The organism is Actinomadura sp. NBRC 104412, assembly GCF_030269515.1.
In the GTDB taxonomy this organism is placed as follows: domain Bacteria; phylum Actinomycetota; class Actinomycetes; order Streptosporangiales; family Streptosporangiaceae; genus Spirillospora.
The window spans coordinates 94,374-112,117 of the sequence record NZ_BSTM01000020.1 but is presented as its reverse complement, the minus strand read 5'-3'; the positions used below and the strand labels follow the sequence as shown (position 1 = coordinate 112,117).

Here is a 17,744-nt window from a genome sequence, read left to right as displayed (position 1 = left end):
TGTCGGCCCCGGTCCCTAAGATGAATCGGTGCCTTCCCCGGAGAGCGAGATCCCGCCCGAGCCCTACTTCGACCCCGAGTACGAACCGGACCCGGAGTTCGACCCCGGGTTCGATCCGGCCTTCGATCCGGGCACGGCGCCCGAGGGCGAGCTCGCGCCCCTCTTCCATCCCGCCGAGGGCACCGGCGGGGCGTCGGCGACCGAGGTGCTGCGCCGGGTCTTCGGCTACGACGCGTTCAGGGACGGCCAGCAGGAGATCATCGACCATGTGGTGAACGGCGGCGACGCCCTGGTCCTGATGCCGACCGGCGGCGGCAAGTCGCTGTGCTACCAGATCCCCGCGCTGGTCAGGAAGGGCACCGGCGTCGTCATCTCGCCGCTGATCGCGCTGATGCAGGACCAGGTGGACGCGCTGCGGGCGCTGGGCGTGCGGGCCGGGTTCCTCAACTCCACCCAGGACCTGGACGAGCGCCGCATGGTGGAGGCGCAGTTCCTCGCGGGCGAACTGGACCTCCTCTACCTGGCGCCCGAGCGGCTGCGCGTCCCGGCGACGGTCAACCTGCTCGACCGGGGCACCGTGGCGCTGTTCGCGATCGACGAGGCGCACTGCGTGGCCCAGTGGGGGCACGACTTCCGTCCCGACTACCTGACGCTGTCCGGGCTGCACGAGCGCTGGCCGGACGTCCCGCGGATCGCGCTGACCGCCACCGCGACGCCCGCCACCCGCGAAGAGATCGCCATGCGCCTCGACCTCAAGGACGCGCGACATTTCGTGGCGAGCTTCGACCGTCCCAACATCCAGTACAGGATCGAGCCCAAGTCCGACGCCAAGCGGCAGTTGCTCCGGCTGCTGACCACCGAGCACGCGGGCGACGCGGGCATCGTGTACTGCCTGTCGCGCAACTCGGTCGAGCGGACCGCCGAGTTCCTCACCGCGAACGGCATCGAGGCGCTGCCGTACCACGCGAGGCTGGACGCCGCCACGCGCGCCGCCAACCAGGCGCGCTTCCTCCGCGAGGACGGCCTGGTCATCGTGGCGACGATCGCGTTCGGGATGGGCATCGACAAGCCGGACGTCCGGTTCGTCGCCCACCTCGACCTGCCCAAGTCGGTCGAGGGCTACTACCAGGAGACGGGCCGCGCGGGACGTGACGGGCTGCCGTCCACCGCCTGGCTCGCCTACGGGCTCCAGGACGTCGTCAACCTCCGCAAGATGATCGACTCCTCCGAGGGGGACGAGCAGCACCGCCGCAGGCTCAGCCTGCATCTGGACGCGATGCTGGCCCTGTGCGAGGCGGCGGGCTGCCGCCGCGTGCAACTGCTCAACTACTTCGGCCAGGAGGCCGAGCCCTGCGGAAACTGCGACACCTGCCTGTCACCGCCCGAGACCTGGGACGCGACGGTCCCGGCGCAGAAGGTGCTGTCCACGGTCGTGCGGCTGCAACGCGAACGCCGGCAGAAGTTCGGCGCCGGCCACATCATCGACATCCTGCTCGGGAAGAAGAACGCCAAGGTCATCCAGTTCGACCACGACTCGCTCAGCACGTTCGGGATCGGCACGGAGCTGCGCGAGACGGAATGGCGCGGCGTCGTCCGGCAACTGCTGGCCCAGGGCCTGATGGCGGTGGAGAGCAACTACGGCGCTCTCGTCCTCACCGAGTCGAGCGCCGAGGTGCTGCGCGGGCAGCGCACGGTGACGATGCGCCGTCAGCCGGAGGTCGCCGAAAAGGCGGCGAAGGCCGCCCGGGCGTCGAGGGCGCCGAAGGACCGCAAGGCCCCGGCCGACCTCCCGCCCGAGGCGGTGCCGGTCTTCGAGCGGCTGCGCGCCTGGCGGACCGCGACGGCCCGCGAGCAGGGCGTCCCCCCGTACGTGGTGTTCCACGACGCCACACTGCGCGAGATCGCCACCGCGGTGCCGTCCTCGCTGACCGAGCTGAGCAAGGTGAACGGGGTGGGCGAGAACAAGCTCGCGAAATACGGCGAGCAGATCCTGGAGACCCTCGCCGAGCCCGGCTGACGGCGATTCCCAGGCTTCTCCCAGCCTTTTCGGCGGACTGCTGCCAGGAACGCACGGTTAGGTGTCTTGCATGCGAGCGAAAGTGAACAGGAAGTCGTTGGCAGCCGCTGCCGCCGCTGCGGGCGTTCTCGGTGTCGGGTTGTACGTGGCCGTCCCGGCGTTCGCCGATGACCCGTCGCCTTCCGCGTCACCGAAGCCGACCGCGTCCCAGCACCCCCGCAAGGGGGAATGGCGGCACGGCAAGCAGCGTCCCCCCATGCGGCACAAAATGCGCGGGGCCGCGCGGGGCGTGCACGGAGAGGCCACCGTCAGGCGCAGGGACGGCTCGTTCCATGTGACCACCTGGCAGCGCGGCCAGATCACCGGCGTGTCCGGCGCGACCGTGACGGTCCGCAGCGCCGACGGCGTGGTCTGGGCGTGGACGACCGACGGCGACACCCGCGTCCGCAAGAACGGCGAGAAGTCCAAGGTGAGCGCCCTGGCGTCCGGTGACCAGGTGGTCGTCCGGGGGGAGCGCGCCGGCACCGCCCGGACCGCGGCCTTCCTGTTCGTCCCGAAGAAGCGGTAGCCGCCACCGCGTAACGTCGGGGTGTGGTGACCGACCGGGGCAGGGACGGACCGATGGGTGACAGGCAACTGGTCCTCGTCGTGGAGGACGAGGCGAACATCCGCGATCTGATCGGGACGGCTCTGCGCTTCCACGGCTTCGTGACCGCGTCCGCCGCGACGGGCGCGGAGGCGCTGCGGGAGGCGCGCACGAAGCGTCCCGACATCATCCTGCTGGACGTGATGCTCCCGGACTTCGACGGGTTCGAGGTCTGCCGCCGGCTGCGGGACGAGGGCGACGACGTCCCGGTGATCTTCCTGACCGCGCGGGACACCCCGTCCGACACCGTCACGGGCCTCACCCTGGGCGGCGACGACTACGTCACCAAGCCGTTCTCGATCGACGCGCTGGTGGCCCGGGTGCGCGCGGTGCTGCGCCGCGCGGCCCTGGCCGCCCCGCCTCCGAAGGAGCAGGAGAAGGAGGTGCTGCGCGTCGCCGATCTCGAACTCGACGAGTCGAGCTGGCTGGTGCGGCGGGCGGGCGTCGAGCTCGAACTCTCGCCCACCGAGTTCAAGCTGCTGGCGTACCTCATGAGGAACGCGGGCCAGGTGCTCACGCGCGCCCAACTGCTGGAGAACGTGTGGGGCTGGACGCACCAGGCCAACGCCCAGGTGCTGGAGACCTACATCAGCTACCTGCGGCGCAAACTGGACCCGCTGGGCCCGCCGCTCATCCACACCCGGCGCGGCATCGGCTACACCCTGCGCCCATGAGGAACCCGCTGTCGACCCTCAACAACCGGTTGCTGGCCGGGCTGGTCGCCGTGACCCTCTCCGGGCTGCTGATCATGGGGCTGGTCAGCGCGGTCGTCCTGCGCGGCTACCTCATGCACCGGGTGGACGAGCAGTTGCGCGGCGCCCGCGACCGAGCCGTGTCCCGGCTGATCCGGCCCGGCCTGCCCAGCCAGGGCGTGGCCCCCGCCCGGTTCGTCGTGCTGACCGTCGCCCAGAACGGGCGCATCCGCGTGCTGAGCGGCGCGTACGCCGAGCCGGACGAGGCGGTCGCGCGGGTCCGTGAGCTCGGCCCGGCCAGGGTGGCGGCGCACGCGGACAGCCTCGAACCGTTCTCGCTGCCCGGGATGCGCGCCGTCGCCCGTCCCACCCGGGGCGGCGGGGCGGTCGTCGTCGCGACCCCGCTGGACGAGATCGACCTGGCGGTGCGCAACCTCGTCCTGGCGGAGGTCGCCACGGCCGCGATCCTCATGGCCGCGCTCCTCGTCCTGGGCCGGTGGCTGATCGGCCGCGGCCTGCTCCCCCTGGACCGCATGGCCGCGACCGCGCAGGCCATCGCCAACGGCGGCGACCTGCGGGCGCGGATGCCCGACCCGGGGCACAGCTCGGAGACGTCCCGGCTGGCCGGCGCGATCAACGTGATGCTGGACCGCATCGAGCAGGCGTTCTGGGCTCGCAGCCGTTCCGAGGCGCGGGTCCGGGAGTTCGCCGCGGACGCGTCCCACGAGCTGCGCACGCCGCTCACCACCATCCAGGGGTACGCGGAGCTGTACCGGCAGGGCGCGCTGGGACCCGACGAACTGCCGGACGCGATGGCCCGCATCGAGGACGAGGCGCGCCGCATGAGCCGCCTCGTCGCCGACCTGCTGGAACTGGCGCGGCTGGACCGCGAGGCGTCCCTCAAACCCAGTCCCGCCGATCTGGCCGCCCTCGCCAGGGACGCCGTCGCCGACGCCTCGGCCGCCGATCCCGGCCGCCCCTTCGTCCTGGACGCGCCGAGCACCCTCGAAACCGTGGTGGACGAGTCGCGCATGCGCCAGGTGTTCGCCAACCTGCTCGCGAACGTCCGCGCCCACACCCCGGCCGGGACGGGCGCCACCGTCCGCCTGACCCGCACCCCGCGGACGATCGTCATCGAGGTCGCCGACAAGGGTCCCGGCATGCCGCTCCAGGACGCCGCCCGCGCCTTCGAACGCTTCCACAGCGCCTCGGACGAGGGCGGCGCCGGGCTCGGCCTGCCGATCGTCGCCGCCATCGCCGCGGCCCACGGCGGCCAGGCCGAACTGCTCTCCGCGCCGGGCCGGGGCACGACCGTCCGCATCACCCTCCCCACGACCCTCCCAGGCCACACCACCGCCTGAAAGGAGCGTGCCACGCGGGTTTGGCCTTCCCTGGACCACCCTCCGCGTCATTCCCAGCCCACCACCCGTCGGGTAGCCGGCTGTACGGTCACGGCATGGAGTTCCTCACCTTCCTACGCCGCGACCTGGACGCCTTCGAGGCGTGCCTGAGGAGCGACCTGACCACGCCGATCGAGCACTGCGGCGACTGGACGCTGTACGACCTGGCAGACCACCTGGGCAACGGCAACCTCTGGTCCGCCGTAGCGATCACTGAAAAGCACGGAAAACACAAGGGCGCCCCTGCGCCCCGCGACCCGGCCGAACTCAGGCGGTGGTTCAACGAAACCAGCGAAACCCTGCTGACCGCCCTCGAAACCGACCCGTCCACAGAGGCTTGGACGTTCTATCCGCCGCGCACGGTCGCCTTCTGGCGCCGCCGCCGCGCCCTGGAGACCGCCGTCCACCGCTGGGACGCCGAACACGCCACCGGCGCCCCGTCCCCTCTCGACCCCGCCCTGGCCGCCGACGGCGTCAGCGAGGCCATCAACGACATGTTCCCGCGCCAGGTCAGACTCTCCCGAGCCACCGCCCCCGACCAGGCAATCCGCCTAGTCGCAACCGACATGCCCCAAACCTGGACCTTAGGGCCGGGTACCCCCGTCGCCACCCTCCACGGCCCCGCCCCAACCCTCTTCCTGATGCTCTGGAAGCGAGTCTCCCCACAAACCGAAGCCATCGAATGGGAAGGCGACCAAAAGGCAGCCCTCAAGGTCCTCGACCGCCCCATAACCCCTTGAACCACAAAACCAAGCGGCGCATCAGACCGCCCAGGCCCTACACGTCGAGCGTGCCTTGCTGTCCTGTACGCCGATCGCCAGCGGCAGGGTACTGGCGTAGTGGTGAAGGGCCTCCAACAGACCGCCCAGGTTCCGGAGGACCCGAAGGTCACGACAGGTGAGGCCGCCTGACGAGACCTTCGGGGAGTCCCCTCCGTTCACGAAGCGCTCTTCACTGCCTCTGGAGCCGGGGTCATGGGTGGTTGGACGTTCGCCTTTCTTGGTGCCAGGAAGGCCGGGATGGTGGCCGCGAGGGCGATCGCGGCGGCCGTCCACATGGCGGGCTGGAATCCGGTCATGAAGGTCGACGAGGTGGTGTAGCCGCCATAGGACGCGAAGATCAGCGCCACGACCGCCACGCCGAAGACCGAGCCCAGTTCGCGCATGGCGCTGTTGACCCCGGCGGCCACCCCGGCCTCCTCGAACGGCACGGAGATCGTGACGAGATTGGCCACGGGCGGCAGGCACATCGCGATGCCCACACCCGCGACGAGCAGGGGGACGACGAGGGCGCCGTAGCCGACGTCCACCTGGGCGACCGTGGCCACCCAGCCGAGCCCGGTCCCTTGGAGGGCCATGCCCGCGATCAGGACGGGACGGTCGCCGAACCGGTCGGCCAGCGCCCCCGCGATCGGGGCGACCACCATCACCGTCCCGTTCCAGACGAGGATCCGCAGGCCCGCCTCCCACGGCGAGTAGCCGAGCCCCACCTGGAACATCTGCGACAGCATGAACAGCGAACCGATGATCGACATCTGCTGGAGGAAGCCGATGGCGTTCGCGGTGACGAAGCCGCGCAGGCGGAACAGGGCCAGCGGCATCATCGGGTACCTGGCCCTGCGCTCCCAGGCGACGAAGGCGCCGACCAGCAGCGCGCCGGACAGCGCGGCCCCGATCACCTCGAAAGTCCCCCAGCCGATCGCCGGCGCCCGTACCGGGGCCCAGGTCAGCGCGAACAGACCGGCCGCGATCAGGACGAGCCCCAGGGGGTCGAGCCGCGACCGCGGTCCGTGGCTCTCGCGCAGCCGCACGGCGGACAGCGCCGCCAGCGCCAGGCCGACCGGGACGTTCACCCAGAAGATCCACTGCCAGGAGACGCCCTCAGTGATCGCGCCGCCGACGACCGGACCCGCGGCCACCCCGAGCCCCGTCACGCCGCCCCAGATGCCCAGCGCCGTGCCCCGGCGGGACGCCGGGAAGGCGTCCACGATCAGCGTGAGGGTCAGCGGCATGATCACGGCCGCCCCCGCGCCCTGGACCACCCGCGCGACGATCAGCTCGGCGGCCGACCCCGACAGGGCGGCCGCCGCCGAGGCGAGGCTGAAGACCAGCACGCCGGAGACGAACATCCGGCGCCGCCCGAACCGGTCGCCCAGCGCGGCCCCCGTCAGCATCAGGCACGCGAACGCCAGGTTGTAGGCGTTGAGCGTCCATTCCAGATCGGCCAGTCCGGCGCCGAGCTCCCGCTGGATCGCGGGCAGCGCGGTGGACACCACGACCACGTCCAGGGCGGTCAGGAAGACCCCGATCGGCGCCAGCACCAGGGTCCAGGCGACATGCGGGGGACGGCGCCGCGCCGTCCCCGCTCGCTCCGACATTCCGCTCTCCTTACGGCTCCGACGAAAAGCGTTCTGTCAGACGAGACCCCGGCGGGGGCGCCCACTCGTCACGGGCCACAGCGGGACGGGTCGCGGCCCAGGTAGGCGGCCAGCCGGTCGTCCTCACGGGTGTGCGGCGGCACGGGGACCGCGGCGGCGAACAGCGGGTGGCGGCCGGTGTCGCCCACCGTCAGCCGGGCGATCTCCAGCAGGTCGGTGGCGAGCTCGGGCGGCATCGGGCGGCGCAGGCCCAGCGTGCGGGAGATGTCCCAGCCGTGAACGGCGATCTCGAGCGCGCCGACGCCCGCCGCGCAACTCGCCATCAGCGGCAGGTCGCCCACGGCCAGAGCGTGATCGTCACCTTCCGCGGCGTCGATGGTCCCCGCCCAGGCGCCGAGCACCGCGCCCGCCCTCGCCCGCACGGAGGCCACCACGTCCTCTGCGGGCACCGGCGCGCCCCGGACGGGACACACGCCACCGGTATCGGCCCCCTCGGACAGGACGTCGAGCGAGTCGTCCAAATGCCGCAGCAACGCCCTCAGGTTCCAGCCCGTGCACGGCGTCGGCCAGCACAACGACGCCTTGGTGACCCTGCTCAACGCCCCGAGGGTGTAACCGACCGCCCGTTCGAGCAGCTCCACCCCCTCCGCCAGCCCACCGCTCATGGCACGGCCTCAGCCGGCAGACCGAAAAGCGCGAAGAGACGTGTGTCGAGGAAGGCGACGATCCGCGCGATCTCGTACGTCCCGTCCTGCTCGCGCGTGCTCGGTGTGAGCACCTGGATGGAGTGCGCGCGGTAGGCCCCGCCGGCACCGCGGATGTAGACCGCTGCCGCCGGTTGGCCGTTGGCGGCCGTGGGGATGAGGCGTTTGCCACCGAACCCGTCCGCGCACTGGGACGAAAGGAACCGCATGACCGCCTCGCGGCCCCGGAACCAGGTCGGGGACGGGGGCATCTCCAGGATCGCGTCGTCCCTCAGCAGCCGGGACAGCCCGTCCATGTCCGCGTCGTGGAAGGCCGCGACGTACCGGTCGAGCACCGCGCGGCGGGCCGGGTCGTCCGGCTCGGAGACCTCGTCCTCGCCGACCGCCGCCTCCTCGATGCGGGCGCGGGCGCGTCGCAGGAGGCTGTTCACCGCGGCGGTGGTCATGCCGAGCAGGTCGGCGACCTCGGCGGCACGCCAGTCCAGGACGTCCCGGAGGATCAGCACCGCGCGCTGCCGCGCCGGCAGATGCTGCATCGCCGCGACCAGCGCCAGCCGGACGCTGCCGCGCCCGGTGACGATCGCCGCCGGATCGTCCGGCCCGGACGGCACCCGGGCACCGACGGCCCGCGATCCGCCGGGACGCAGCAGCGCGTCCGGTACGGGCTCCAGCCACGGCATCCCGGGCTCCCCGGGCGCCGGCGGGACGTCCGCGTCCTCGGCGGGACGTGACAGCCCCGAGGGCAGCGGGCGGCGGGCGGCCCGTTCCAGCGCGGTCAGGCACCGGTTGGTGGCGATCCGGTACAGCCACCGGCGCAGCGACGTCCGCCCCTCGAACCCGTCGAAGGACCGCCACGCCCGGAGATACGTCTCCTGGACGAGGTCCTCGGCGTCATGAACGGAGCCGACCATGCGATAGCAATGCGCGAGCAGCTCGCCCCTGTAGGGGTTCGCCAGGCGGGCGAACTCCGTCTGATCCACCATCGTTCCGGCCGGCCTCCGTCCGCGAGCGCACGCTCCGGCCCCGTCCACCGGAATGCGCACCGGCGCTCTCACAGGACTAGACCCCGCGCGGGACGGGAACTCATCACCGCACCACTCCCGGGTTTCACGGTAGATCGGCGTCGTAGACCGTGACGTGCACCCCCTTCGCGATCAAGGGCTCTACCCGAGGCCACTTTCCTCCGGCCAGGCCGCAACCGATGCGGGCACGGTCGCGGTACCATGCCCGAGGTCGCGTCCCCCGTGATGTAGCGGATGCCGGCCACGAGGCGACGCTAGCCGCCGCCACCGACGGTTCAGGACACCCACATGGCCACGGCGAGCGCCACGCGGTCCTCGAAGTCGAGCGGGTTGCGTCCCGTCAGCGCCTCGATCCTGGACAGGCGGTGCCGCAGGGTGTTCGGGTGCAGGTACAGCTCCCGGGACGTCTCACTGACGGCGCCGCCGGTCTTGAGGAAGGCGCGAAGGGTGTCGACCAGCTTCGTGCCGTGCGCGGCGTCGTACTCCTCCAGGGGACGGGCGATCTGCTCCATGAACGGGGCGATCTGGTGGCGTTCCAGACGTCCCAGCAGGCCCTGGAAGGTGGCCAGGTCGGCGGCGCGGACGATGCCGCGGCCGCCGCGCTGGGCCGCCTCCAGGGCCAGCACGCTCTCCGAGAGGCCCTGCCCGAGGCTCTCCAGGGGCGCGGGCGTGCTCATCCCCCCGACTCCGCCCCATGCCACGGCGAGTTCCTCCGCGTGCCGTTCGGTGTTGACCAGGACACGCCCGACGTCACCCTCTACGGCGAGCACGGCGCCGATGGAGGCGTCCACCCGCTCGGGGATGTTCTCCGCGGGCACGGCCAGCACGATCACGGTGTCGGTGGACAGCCTTGCCGCCTCCAGCCTGTCGCGCAACACCTCGGGTGAGGCCAGCCCGTTGCGCACCATGTCGAGGATGCGCCCGGTCTCCTCGCGTTCGCGTTGCTTGTCCCGGGACGAGGCCAGCCGGTCGGCGAACCACTCGGTGAAGCTCAGGAACGGGACCTCCGGCGGTACTTCGAGCAGGGGCAGGTCGAGCTCGTCGCACGCTTCGCACAGGGCCTCCGGGGGTTCGTCCATGACGTCACCGGTGCCGAACCCGATCGCGCTGGCCTTGCTGGCGTGGACGGAACGGGCAAACGTCTCGCAGCGCGACGGGTCGGTCAAGGACGCGCCGACGGTCAGGACGACCTCGTTGCCCCGGAGGTAGGGGCCGGGGTCGAGCAGTTCGGTGGAATGCGCCCAGCGGACCGGCCGGTCGAGACCCGCCGCCCCGGCGACCAGTCGCAGATGGAAGTGCGGCACCTCAAGGAGCTGTCCGACGGTGAGGCGCAGCCGGTCCGCCTGGTCACTGCTCACCCTCTCAGCGTCGCACGATGAGTCGGCCGTGTAACACACGCATGACCAGGTGTTGGACAACTCCACGAGCGCCGGGCGCATTCGAGGTGCGGTTGGCCAAGTTTCGCGCAAAACCCTTGCTACCTGCCCCGTTATCGGGTTTGCCTTGCTTCCTCACGATCAGGAGGAAGGGTATGGCGGAACGAGTCGCTCTCGTCACCGGGGCGGCCAGCGGGATCGGTGCGGCGGTGGTGGCCGAGCTGGCGCGGCGCGGCTGGCGCACCGCCGGGCTGGACCTGCGTCACTCGACGGACGTCGAGCACAGTGTGAGCGTCGACGTGGCGGACCCCACCCAGGTGAACGCGGCGATCGCGCGGATCGAGCGTGAGCTGGGGCAGGTGGAGGCGGCGGTGTGCGCGGCGGGCCACTACGCCATCACCCCGGTGGCCGACATCCCGTGGACGGAGTGGCGGCGGATGCTGCGGGTCCATCTGGGCGGGTTGCTGAACGTGTGCCGCGCGGTGGCCCCGGCGATGGCGGAGCGCGGGCGCGGGGCGATCGTGGGGGTGTCCTCGGAGCTGGCGATCGGCGGCGGTGACGGCGAGGCGCACTACGCGGCCGCGAAGGGCGCGGTGATCGGGCTGGTCCGGGCGCTGGCGGTCGAGCTGGCCCCGCTGGGCGTACGGGTGAACGCGGTGGCGCCCGGCCCGACCGACACGCCGCTGCTTCCTCCCGAGTCGCCGTGGCGCAGGCCCGCGTACCTCCAGACGCTGCCGGCCGGCCGCCTGAGCCGGCCGGAGGAGATCGCGCTCGCCGCCGCGTACCTGGTGGACGAGGGCACGTTCTGCGTGGGGGAGATCATCTCGCCGAACGCGGGGGCGGTGATCTGATGGCGGTGGCGCTGGTGACCGGGGCGGGCGGCGGGCTCGGACGGGCGGTGGCGCGCCGGCTGGCCTCCGACGGGCATCTGGTGGCGCTGACCGACAGGCCGGGCGGCCCCCCGATCGACGAGCTGGCCGAGGAGCTGGGCGGCATCAGCGAGCCCGCCGACGTCGCCGACCCGGAGTCGGTGGAGCGGATGGTGTCGGCGGTCCAGGAGGAGGCGGGGGAGCCGGTCGGGATCCTGGTCGCGGGCGCGGCGTACATGACGATGGCGCCGCTGGCCGAGCACGACCTGGACGACTGGTGGCGGGTCGTGGACACCAACCTCGGCGGCGCGTTCGCCTGCGTGCAGGCGGTGCTGCCCGGGATGTCGGAACGCGGCGGCGGCCGGATGGTGCTGATCGCGTCGGAGTGGGGGGTGATCGGCTGGCCGAACGCCACCGCCTACGCCGCGTCCAAGGCGGGGCTGATCGCGCTGACCAAGTCCCTGGGCCGCGAGCTGGGCCCGCTGCACATCGCGGTGAACGCGGTCGCGCCCAGCGTGATCGACACGCCGCAGCTCGAGGTGGACGCCCGCGACGCCGGCGTCCCGGTCGAGGAGATCCGCGCCCGGTACGCGGCGCGGGTGCCGCTGGGCCGGATCGCGACCCCCGACGAGATCGCGGCGGCCGTGTCGTTCCTGGCCGACGACCGGTTGCCCACGCTCGTCGGCCAGGTCCTCCACATCAACGGCGGCACCACCCGAACCCGCATCTAGCGATGTCCTACCCCCGGTGAACGACCCCTCGGAGAGGAAAGAATGAGCTCCCAAGAGCCCCCGCGCCCCTCGCGCCCCACCGTCGGGCCTTCCAACGCCCTGGAGTTCCCGCGCTTCGCCGGGCTGACGACGTTCGCCCGGTTGCCGCGCAGCGTCGACGTCCCGGACTTCGACGTGGCGGTGATCGGGGCGCCGTTCGACGGCGGCGTCTCGTACCGTCCGGGCGCGCGGTTCGGGCCGGCCGCGATCCGGCAGGGGTCGCGGCTGCTCAAGCCGTACAACCCGGCCCTGGACGTGCTTCCGTTCGCGGCGTGCCAGGTGGTGGACGCGGGCGACCTCGGTCTCAACCCGTTCGACATCGGGGAGGCGATGCGGCAGGTCGAGGAGGGGTTGCGGGAGCTGACGGGGGACGGCCGCCTGGCGGTCACGATCGGCGGCGACCACACGGTGGCGCTGCCGGCGCTGCGGGCGGCGCACGCGCTGCACGGGCCGGTCGCGCTCGTGCATTTCGACGCGCACCTGGACACCTGGGACACCTACTTCGGCGAGCCGTACACGCACGGCACCCCGTTCCGGCGCGCCGCCGAGGAGGGGCTGCTGCTGCGGGACGCGAGCGCGCACGTCGGCATCCGCGGCCCGCTGTACGACCCGCGCGACCTGGTGGACGACGCCAGGTTCGGCTTCACGATCGTGCACTGCGCGGAGATCGACGACCTGGGCGTGCGCGGCGTCGTCGAGCGGGTGCGGGAACGGGTGCGGGACGCGCCGGTCTACCTGTCGATCGACATCGACGTGCTGGACCCCGCGTACGCGCCCGGGACCGGCACGCCGGAGAGCGGCGGCATGACCAGCCGGGAGCTGCTGGGCATACTGCGCGGTTTCGACGGGCTGAACATCGTCGGCGCCGACGTGGTGGAGGTGGCGCCCGCCTACGACCACGCCGAGATCACCTCGATCGCCGCCGCGACCGTCACGTACGAGCTGATCAGCCTGCTGGCCAAGGGCAGGGCCTCATGAGGCCGGCGGATCCGGTGGCGTGGCCTGGCGAGGCGACCTCGGCGGCGTCGTTCTCGTTCGACGTGGACGCGGAGTCGGTGGTGCTCGCGGAGCTCCCGGCCGCGGCGTCCCGGATGAGCGTGATGAGCCACCAGGCGTACGGGCCGCTGACCGGGCTGCCGCGGCTGCTGCGGATCCTGGAGCGGCACGGGGTGCGGTCGACGTTCTTCGTCCCCGGGTACACCGCGCACCGCCATCCGGACGCGATCCGCTCCATCGTGGACGCGGGACACGAGATCGCCCACCACGGCTACCTGCACGAGCCGCTGATCGACGTGGACCCGCGGGCGGAGGCGGAGATCCTGGACCGGGGCCTGGAGGCCCTGGAGACGGTCGCGGGGGTGCGGCCCGCCGGCTACCGGGCGCCGATGTGGGAGCTGACCTACGCGTCGCCGCGGCTGCTGGCCGACCGCGGCTTCCTGTACGACTCCAGCCTGATGGACGCCGACGTCCCCTACGAGCTCGCGGCCGGGGACGCCGAGGACGCGGCGTCGATCGTGGAGATCCCCGTCCACTGGGGACTGGACGACTGGGAGCAGTACTGCTTCCTCCCGGGGATCTCCGGGTCGGGACTGATCGAGAGCCCGGCCAAGGCGGTCGAACTCTGGCGCGCCGAGTTCGAGGCCCTGCGAAAGGACGGTGGCTGTTTTGTGCTGACCTCGCATCCCTTCCTCTCGGGACGTCCCGGACGGGCGGCGGCCCTGGAGGAGTTCGTCGAGTACGTGGCGAGCCTGCCTGACGTGTGGCTCGCACCCCTGGGCGACATCGCCCGGCACATTCGGGGGCTCGGACTGAGACCCCGGCACCTCCCACGGCCGTAAGGCCGAGCGTCTCACTCAGGAAAGAGCAGGAACGCCCATGATGCCCACAACAGGAACCACCGATGGAAGCCAGGTCTTGCGCAAGGGGTTCAATCTGCGCTCGGCCACCGCGCTGGCCTTCGCGGACGTGTCCCCGATCGTGGCTCTCTACGCCATCTTCACGCTGGGTCTCCTCGCCGCCGGGCCGGGGTTCTGGTGGGCGTTTCCCATCGTGCTCGCGGGCCAGCTACTGGTGGCGTGCGTCTTCGGTGAGCTGGCCTCACGCTGGCCGTACGAGGGCAGCGTCTACCAATGGGCGCGGCACGTGCACGGCCCGGGAGCGGGGTGGTTCTCCGCGTGGGCCTATATGTGGGGCCTCACCATCGCCCTGTCCGCACTGTCCTACGGCGCCGCGGGTTTCCTGTTGCAGGCGCTCGGCGTGGACGAGCCGGGCAACCTTGCCACGATGGCCACCGCGCTGGGCATCCTCGCTTTCGGGAGCGTCGCCAACATCGTGGGACGCGGCACGCTGAAGGTGCTCGTGATCGCGAGCCTCTTCTGCGAGGTCCTGGCCTCGGTGGTGCTGGGGACCGTGCTGCTCGCCTTCTACCGCGAGAACCCGGTGAGCGTCCTGTTCGACGGCATCGGCGGCGCCCCGCTGCTGGGCGCGCCGCTGCTGGCGGCGACCGCCTATGTCGGCTGGTCGTTCGTCGGGTTCGAGGCGGCCGGCTCGATCGCCGAGGAGGTGGAGCGGCCCGAGCGGGACGTCCCCAAGGCGCTGATCGTCGCGCTGGCCGCGGTCGGCGCGCTCGTGATGTACTCGGCGGCCGGCCTGATCCTGGCCATCCCGGACCTGGAGGCCGCCGCGGACGGCGATCCGGTCTCCGACACGCTGGTCCACCACTTCGGCTCGGGGATCGGGCGCCCGCTGCTGGTCGTCTTCGTGATCGGGTTCGTCGCGAGCTTCCTGGCCGTGCAGGCGGCGGTGTCCCGGGTGATCTGGGCGTCGGCGCGCGACAAGGCGCTGCCCGGCTCGGGCGTGCTGGGGCGGCTGGCGCTCGCCGAGCGGATGCCGGTGAACGCGATCCTGCTCACCGCCGTGGGCGCCACCGTGTTCGTGCTGCTGTCCGGCTCGGCGCTCTACTCGGTGCTGGTCAACTTCACCACGATCGGCTTCTACGTCGCGTTCGGCCTGCCGGTGTGGGGCTCGGCGCTCCAGCACCTGCGCGGCACATGGCGGCCGGGGACGTTCAACCTGGGCCGGTTCAGCGCGCCCGTCACCTACGTCGCGGCGGTGTGGCTGGCCGTCCAGACGGTCAACATCGTGTGGCCGCGCAACACCGAGGAGCCCTGGTACGTCGACTGGAGCATGGTCATGACGTTCAGCGTGGTGGCCGTGGCGGGAGCCGTCCTGTACCTGGCCTACGCGCGGCGCCGCATCATGCCCCGCTACGCCGACCGCGTCACCTGAACGGGACGGACCGGGGCTATCCCGGCCGGTCGAGCTCGTAGATCCGGGAGCGCAGCTCCTCCTCGGCCCGGTCGAGGCCGGCGCCGATGTCGAACCACACGCGGTCGCGCCGTTCGCCGGGACGGTCCAGCCCCACGGCGACCCAGCTCAGCACGCCCGTCACCACCGATCGCGGCCCCTGTGGGGGACGGGCCATCAGGGCGAACGGCAGGGCCAGCCCGGTCCGGGTGACCACCACCCGGCCCGGGTCGTCGGGGCTGGGCCGCCCGCCGGTCAGGAAGCGCGGGGTCTCCACGACCTTCATCCACTCCACGACCGTGCCCTCGATCTGCCGGCAGAGGATGCGGACGACCTCGGTGAGCACCGCCTCGCCGGGGTCGTCCCCCAGCCAGTCCAGCCAGTGGTCGGGCTCGGTGAGCGCGGAGAAGTCGTGCCGGGGCGGGCCGTGCCGGTGGTTCTCCCAATACTCGCCGGTCAGCCGCCCCTCGTCGGACACCTTCCAGGCCCCGCGGATCGCCTCGGGCGGGACGTAGCCGTCCGGGTCGTCCACCCAGGCGGTGTCGATCTCGTACAGCCAGCCGCCCGGCTGCCGCGCGGCCAGCGCCTCCAGCTCCGGCGGCGGCGTGCGCCCGCCCTGGTTCCCTGCACGGTCGCCGCCTCCGCCCGATGCGAACATTCCACCGATTGTGCCGCCTCCGCGATCGGACATCCCGCCGTTCACCCCATATCGCCACGAACCGCCAGGATCCGCGGTCAGCGGGGGCACCACCGTCGGCGGCGGCGGTCACGACGCCAGGGACGTGCGGAACATCTGCCTGTACGCGGACGGCGAGGTCTTCATCGCACGGGCGAAATGGTGCCGGAACGTGGCGGGGGACTCGAAGCCCACCATCGCGCCGATCCGCTCGATGGGCAGCGCGCCGTCCTCCAGCAGCGGCAGGCTGGCCATGATCCGCTGATGGATCACCCACCGCAGCGGGCTGGTGCCGGTCGTCCGCTGGAAGTGCCGGAGGAACGTGCGGGGCGCCAGCCGCGCCTGGCCCGCCAGCGCCGCCACGGTGATCGGCTCGGCGAGATGGTCCAGCGCCCAGGCCATCGCGCGGGCCACCGGGTCGTCCGCCGGGTCCGGGCCGGACGGGACGGCGGCCTCCACGAACTGCGCCTGACCGCCCTCGCGATGCGGCGGGATCACCAGCCGCCGCGCCACCGAGTTGGCGACCTTGGCCCCGTGGTCCTTGCGCACCAGGTGCAGGCACAGGTCGAGCCCCGCGGCGCTGCCCGCCCCGGTGAGAACGTCGTCGCCGTCCACGTACAGCACGTCCGGCGTCACCCGCACGCGCGGGAAGCGGCGGCGCAGGGTGTCGGCGAACCGCCAGTGCGTGGTGGCCTCGCGGCCGTCCAAGAGGCCCGCCGCGGCCAGCGCGAACGCGCCCGAGCAGATCGACACGATCCGCGCGCCGCGCGCGTGCGCGTACTTGAGGGCGTCCACGACGGCCCCGGGGACGTCGCCGTGGATGCTCGGCACCTGCGGCACCACGACCGTGTCGGCGGTCGCGAAGACATCCATGCCGTGCTCGGCGGTGACGGTGAAGCCGCCCACGAACCGCAGCGGCCCGCGTTGCGGCGAGCAGACGCGCAGGTCGTACCAGGGGACGTCGAGCTCGGGACGCGGCAGGCCGAACACCTCCACCACCGAGCTCAGCTCGAACGGGGACATGCCGTCGAACGCGACGACCGAGACCGTGTGCCGCCGCGCGGGAGGATCAAGGAGCATGGCGAGATCTTAACCCTGAACGGCGTTAGCGCCACTTCCGGCGGACAACGCGACAATGGGACGATCACGGACATGTCTGAGACCCTGCGGATCCCCGCCGCGCCCGCGGCCGCGGCCATCGCCCATTTCTCCGCCCGGCTCGCGTTCGAGACCGACGTGTCGGACGTCGCCGCCGACCTGGAACGCGGCGCACCCGGCATCGTCGTCGTGGACACCCGGAACGCCGACGCCTGGCGGCAAGGTCATGTCGCGGGGGCCGTCCACCTGCCCAGGGTGGAGATCCCGCGGCGCGCCGCCGGCCTGGTCCCGGCGGGCGCCACCGTGATCGTCTACTGCTGGGGACCGGGATGCAACGGCGCCACCAAGGCCGCGCTCGCGTTCGCCCGGCTGGGCCACCCCGTGAAGGAGATGATCGGCGGCTTCGAGTACTGGGCACGCGAGGGGTTCCCGGTCGAGACCGGTGCCGGCCAGGTCGTACGGCGTTCCCCCGATCCGCTCACGGCGCCCGTCTCCGACCTCTCCTGCGCCTGCTGAACGAGGGACAGAGGCCGCCCGCCGTGGCCTCCACGAGCCAGGGGACGCGCGCACGCCAGGTTTACATGAGGCGACCGGGGCATAAGCAGGTGCGTCGGCGACGTTACACTTACCGCATCGTTCTCATGGCGCCACCGACGGCGTCCCCGGCTCGTCCTTGCAGGCCACATTCCGCAGCACCGCGCTGCCACGTGACGCCTCCCGAGACGTGCCCCCCTCTCGGAAGGTAATGCGTGTCATCTGTGCCCGCTCGTAATGCCCTGCCCGCGACCGAC

17 protein-coding genes are annotated in these 17,744 nt (G+C 72.2%); 11 read left to right on the top strand and 6 right to left on the bottom strand.

What is annotated here, in order from left to right; genetic code table 11:
• Positions 1-28 precede the first annotated feature (28 nt).
• From recQ to QSK21_RS23745, 5 genes are all read left to right on the top strand, one after another.
• Positions 29-2,017 carry a DNA helicase RecQ gene (gene recQ / locus QSK21_RS23765; RefSeq protein WP_285699012.1) on the top strand — a complete coding sequence of 663 codons (1,989 nt, stop codon included), beginning with the start codon at positions 29-31 and terminating at the stop codon, positions 2,015-2,017.
• 70 nt (positions 2,018-2,087) lie between these two features.
• Positions 2,088-2,585: a hypothetical protein gene (locus tag QSK21_RS23760; RefSeq protein ID WP_285699011.1), complete on the top strand. Its 498-nt coding sequence runs from the start codon at positions 2,088-2,090 to the stop codon at positions 2,583-2,585.
• Positions 2,586-2,638: 53 nt separating this feature from the next.
• Positions 2,639-3,337: a response regulator transcription factor gene (locus QSK21_RS23755; protein WP_285699009.1), complete on the top strand. Its 699-nt coding sequence runs from the start codon at positions 2,639-2,641 to the stop codon at positions 3,335-3,337.
• Entirely contained in the window at positions 3,334-4,716 is a 1,383-nt protein-coding gene (locus QSK21_RS23750) for a sensor histidine kinase (RefSeq protein WP_285699008.1), read from the top strand. Before QSK21_RS23755 ends, QSK21_RS23750 begins: the two co-directional genes overlap by 4 nt.
• A gap of 95 nt (positions 4,717-4,811) precedes the next feature.
• Positions 4,812-5,495 carry a maleylpyruvate isomerase family mycothiol-dependent enzyme gene (locus QSK21_RS23745; protein WP_285699006.1) on the top strand — a complete coding sequence of 228 codons (684 nt, stop codon included), beginning with the start codon at positions 4,812-4,814 and terminating at the stop codon, positions 5,493-5,495.
• A 197-nt stretch (positions 5,496-5,692) separates the two neighbouring features.
• On the opposite strand, the gene QSK21_RS23740 is transcribed toward QSK21_RS23745, so the two are convergent.
• The 4 genes from QSK21_RS23740 to QSK21_RS23725 form a co-directional block, all read right to left on the bottom strand.
• Complete coding sequence (locus QSK21_RS23740; protein WP_285699004.1) at positions 5,693-7,132, bottom strand: MFS transporter; 1,440 nt, start codon at positions 7,130-7,132, stop codon at positions 5,693-5,695.
• A 68-nt stretch (positions 7,133-7,200) separates the two neighbouring features.
• Positions 7,201-7,797 (bottom strand): TIGR03086 family metal-binding protein, encoded by a 597-nt coding sequence (locus QSK21_RS23735; protein ID WP_285699002.1) that lies wholly within the window; start codon positions 7,795-7,797, stop codon positions 7,201-7,203.
• Positions 7,794-8,819 carry a sigma-70 family RNA polymerase sigma factor gene (locus QSK21_RS23730; protein WP_285699000.1) on the bottom strand — a complete coding sequence of 342 codons (1,026 nt, stop codon included), beginning with the start codon at positions 8,817-8,819 and terminating at the stop codon, positions 7,794-7,796. The genes QSK21_RS23735 and QSK21_RS23730 overlap by 4 nt, the downstream gene beginning before the upstream one ends.
• Positions 8,820-9,133: 314 nt before the next feature.
• Entirely contained in the window at positions 9,134-10,216 is a 1,083-nt protein-coding gene (locus tag QSK21_RS23725; protein ID WP_285698999.1) for a PucR family transcriptional regulator, read from the bottom strand.
• 173 nt (positions 10,217-10,389) lie between these two features.
• On the opposite strand from QSK21_RS23725, the gene QSK21_RS23720 reads away from it, so the two are divergent.
• The 5 genes from QSK21_RS23720 (at position 10,390) to QSK21_RS23700 (ending at position 15,161) form a co-directional block, all read left to right on the top strand.
• The gene (locus tag QSK21_RS23720) at positions 10,390-11,085 is read left to right on the top strand and encodes an SDR family NAD(P)-dependent oxidoreductase (protein ID WP_285698998.1); all 696 of its coding nucleotides are present in this window, start codon (positions 10,390-10,392) and stop codon (positions 11,083-11,085) included.
• On the top strand, positions 11,085-11,834 hold the full coding sequence (locus QSK21_RS23715) for an SDR family NAD(P)-dependent oxidoreductase (protein ID WP_285698997.1): 750 nt from the start codon (positions 11,085-11,087) through the stop codon (positions 11,832-11,834). The genes QSK21_RS23720 and QSK21_RS23715 overlap by 1 nt, the downstream gene beginning before the upstream one ends.
• A 42-nt stretch (positions 11,835-11,876) precedes the next feature.
• Entirely contained in the window at positions 11,877-12,851 is a 975-nt protein-coding gene (speB, locus tag QSK21_RS23710; RefSeq protein WP_285698996.1) for an agmatinase, read from the top strand.
• Entirely contained in the window at positions 12,848-13,711 is an 864-nt protein-coding gene (locus QSK21_RS23705) for a polysaccharide deacetylase family protein (RefSeq protein ID WP_285698995.1), read from the top strand. The genes speB and QSK21_RS23705 overlap by 4 nt, the downstream gene beginning before the upstream one ends.
• A 76-nt stretch (positions 13,712-13,787) precedes the next feature.
• Entirely contained in the window at positions 13,788-15,161 is a 1,374-nt protein-coding gene (locus QSK21_RS23700; protein WP_285698994.1) for an APC family permease, read from the top strand.
• A 16-nt stretch (positions 15,162-15,177) separates the two neighbouring features.
• On the opposite strand, the gene QSK21_RS23695 is transcribed toward QSK21_RS23700, so the two are convergent.
• Both QSK21_RS23695 and QSK21_RS23690 read right to left on the bottom strand, forming a co-directional pair.
• Entirely contained in the window at positions 15,178-15,837 is a 660-nt protein-coding gene (locus QSK21_RS23695) for a hypothetical protein (protein WP_285698992.1), read from the bottom strand.
• A gap of 108 nt (positions 15,838-15,945) precedes the next feature.
• Entirely contained in the window at positions 15,946-16,935 is a 990-nt protein-coding gene (locus tag QSK21_RS23690; RefSeq protein WP_285698991.1) for a helix-turn-helix domain-containing protein, read from the bottom strand.
• A 72-nt stretch (positions 16,936-17,007) separates the two neighbouring features.
• Here QSK21_RS23690 and QSK21_RS23685 point away from each other — a divergent pair, with 72 nt between their 5' ends.
• On the top strand, positions 17,008-17,469 hold the full coding sequence (locus tag QSK21_RS23685; protein WP_285698990.1) for a rhodanese-like domain-containing protein: 462 nt from the start codon (positions 17,008-17,010) through the stop codon (positions 17,467-17,469).
• The last annotated feature ends 275 nt before the right edge of the window (positions 17,470-17,744 follow it).

Bases quoted from the DNA above. Each gene is read 5' to 3' on its own strand.
- QSK21_RS23690 (WP_285698991.1), bottom strand. From the start codon at position 16,935: ATGCTCCTTGATCCTCCCGCGCGGCGGCACACGGTCTCGGTCGTCGCG.
- QSK21_RS23720 (WP_285698998.1), top strand. From the start codon at position 10,390: ATGGCGGAACGAGTCGCTCTCGTCACCGGGGCGGCCAGCGGGATCGGT.
- QSK21_RS23730 (WP_285699000.1), bottom strand. From the start codon at position 8,819: ATGGTGGATCAGACGGAGTTCGCCCGCCTGGCGAACCCCTACAGGGGC.
- speB (WP_285698996.1), top strand. From the start codon at position 11,877: ATGAGCTCCCAAGAGCCCCCGCGCCCCTCGCGCCCCACCGTCGGGCCT.
- QSK21_RS23705 (WP_285698995.1), top strand. From the start codon at position 12,848: ATGAGGCCGGCGGATCCGGTGGCGTGGCCTGGCGAGGCGACCTCGGCG.
- QSK21_RS23750 (WP_285699008.1), top strand. From the start codon at position 3,334: ATGAGGAACCCGCTGTCGACCCTCAACAACCGGTTGCTGGCCGGGCTG.
- QSK21_RS23755 (WP_285699009.1), top strand. From the start codon at position 2,639: ATGGGTGACAGGCAACTGGTCCTCGTCGTGGAGGACGAGGCGAACATC.
- QSK21_RS23760 (WP_285699011.1), top strand. From the start codon at position 2,088: ATGCGAGCGAAAGTGAACAGGAAGTCGTTGGCAGCCGCTGCCGCCGCT.
- QSK21_RS23685 (WP_285698990.1), top strand. From the start codon at position 17,008: ATGTCTGAGACCCTGCGGATCCCCGCCGCGCCCGCGGCCGCGGCCATC.
- QSK21_RS23745 (WP_285699006.1), top strand. From the start codon at position 4,812: ATGGAGTTCCTCACCTTCCTACGCCGCGACCTGGACGCCTTCGAGGCG.
- QSK21_RS23715 (WP_285698997.1), top strand. From the start codon at position 11,085: ATGGCGGTGGCGCTGGTGACCGGGGCGGGCGGCGGGCTCGGACGGGCG.
- QSK21_RS23735 (WP_285699002.1), bottom strand. From the start codon at position 7,797: ATGAGCGGTGGGCTGGCGGAGGGGGTGGAGCTGCTCGAACGGGCGGTC.
- QSK21_RS23740 (WP_285699004.1), bottom strand. From the start codon at position 7,132: ATGTCGGAGCGAGCGGGGACGGCGCGGCGCCGTCCCCCGCATGTCGCC.
- QSK21_RS23695 (WP_285698992.1), bottom strand. From the start codon at position 15,837: ATGTTCGCATCGGGCGGAGGCGGCGACCGTGCAGGGAACCAGGGCGGG.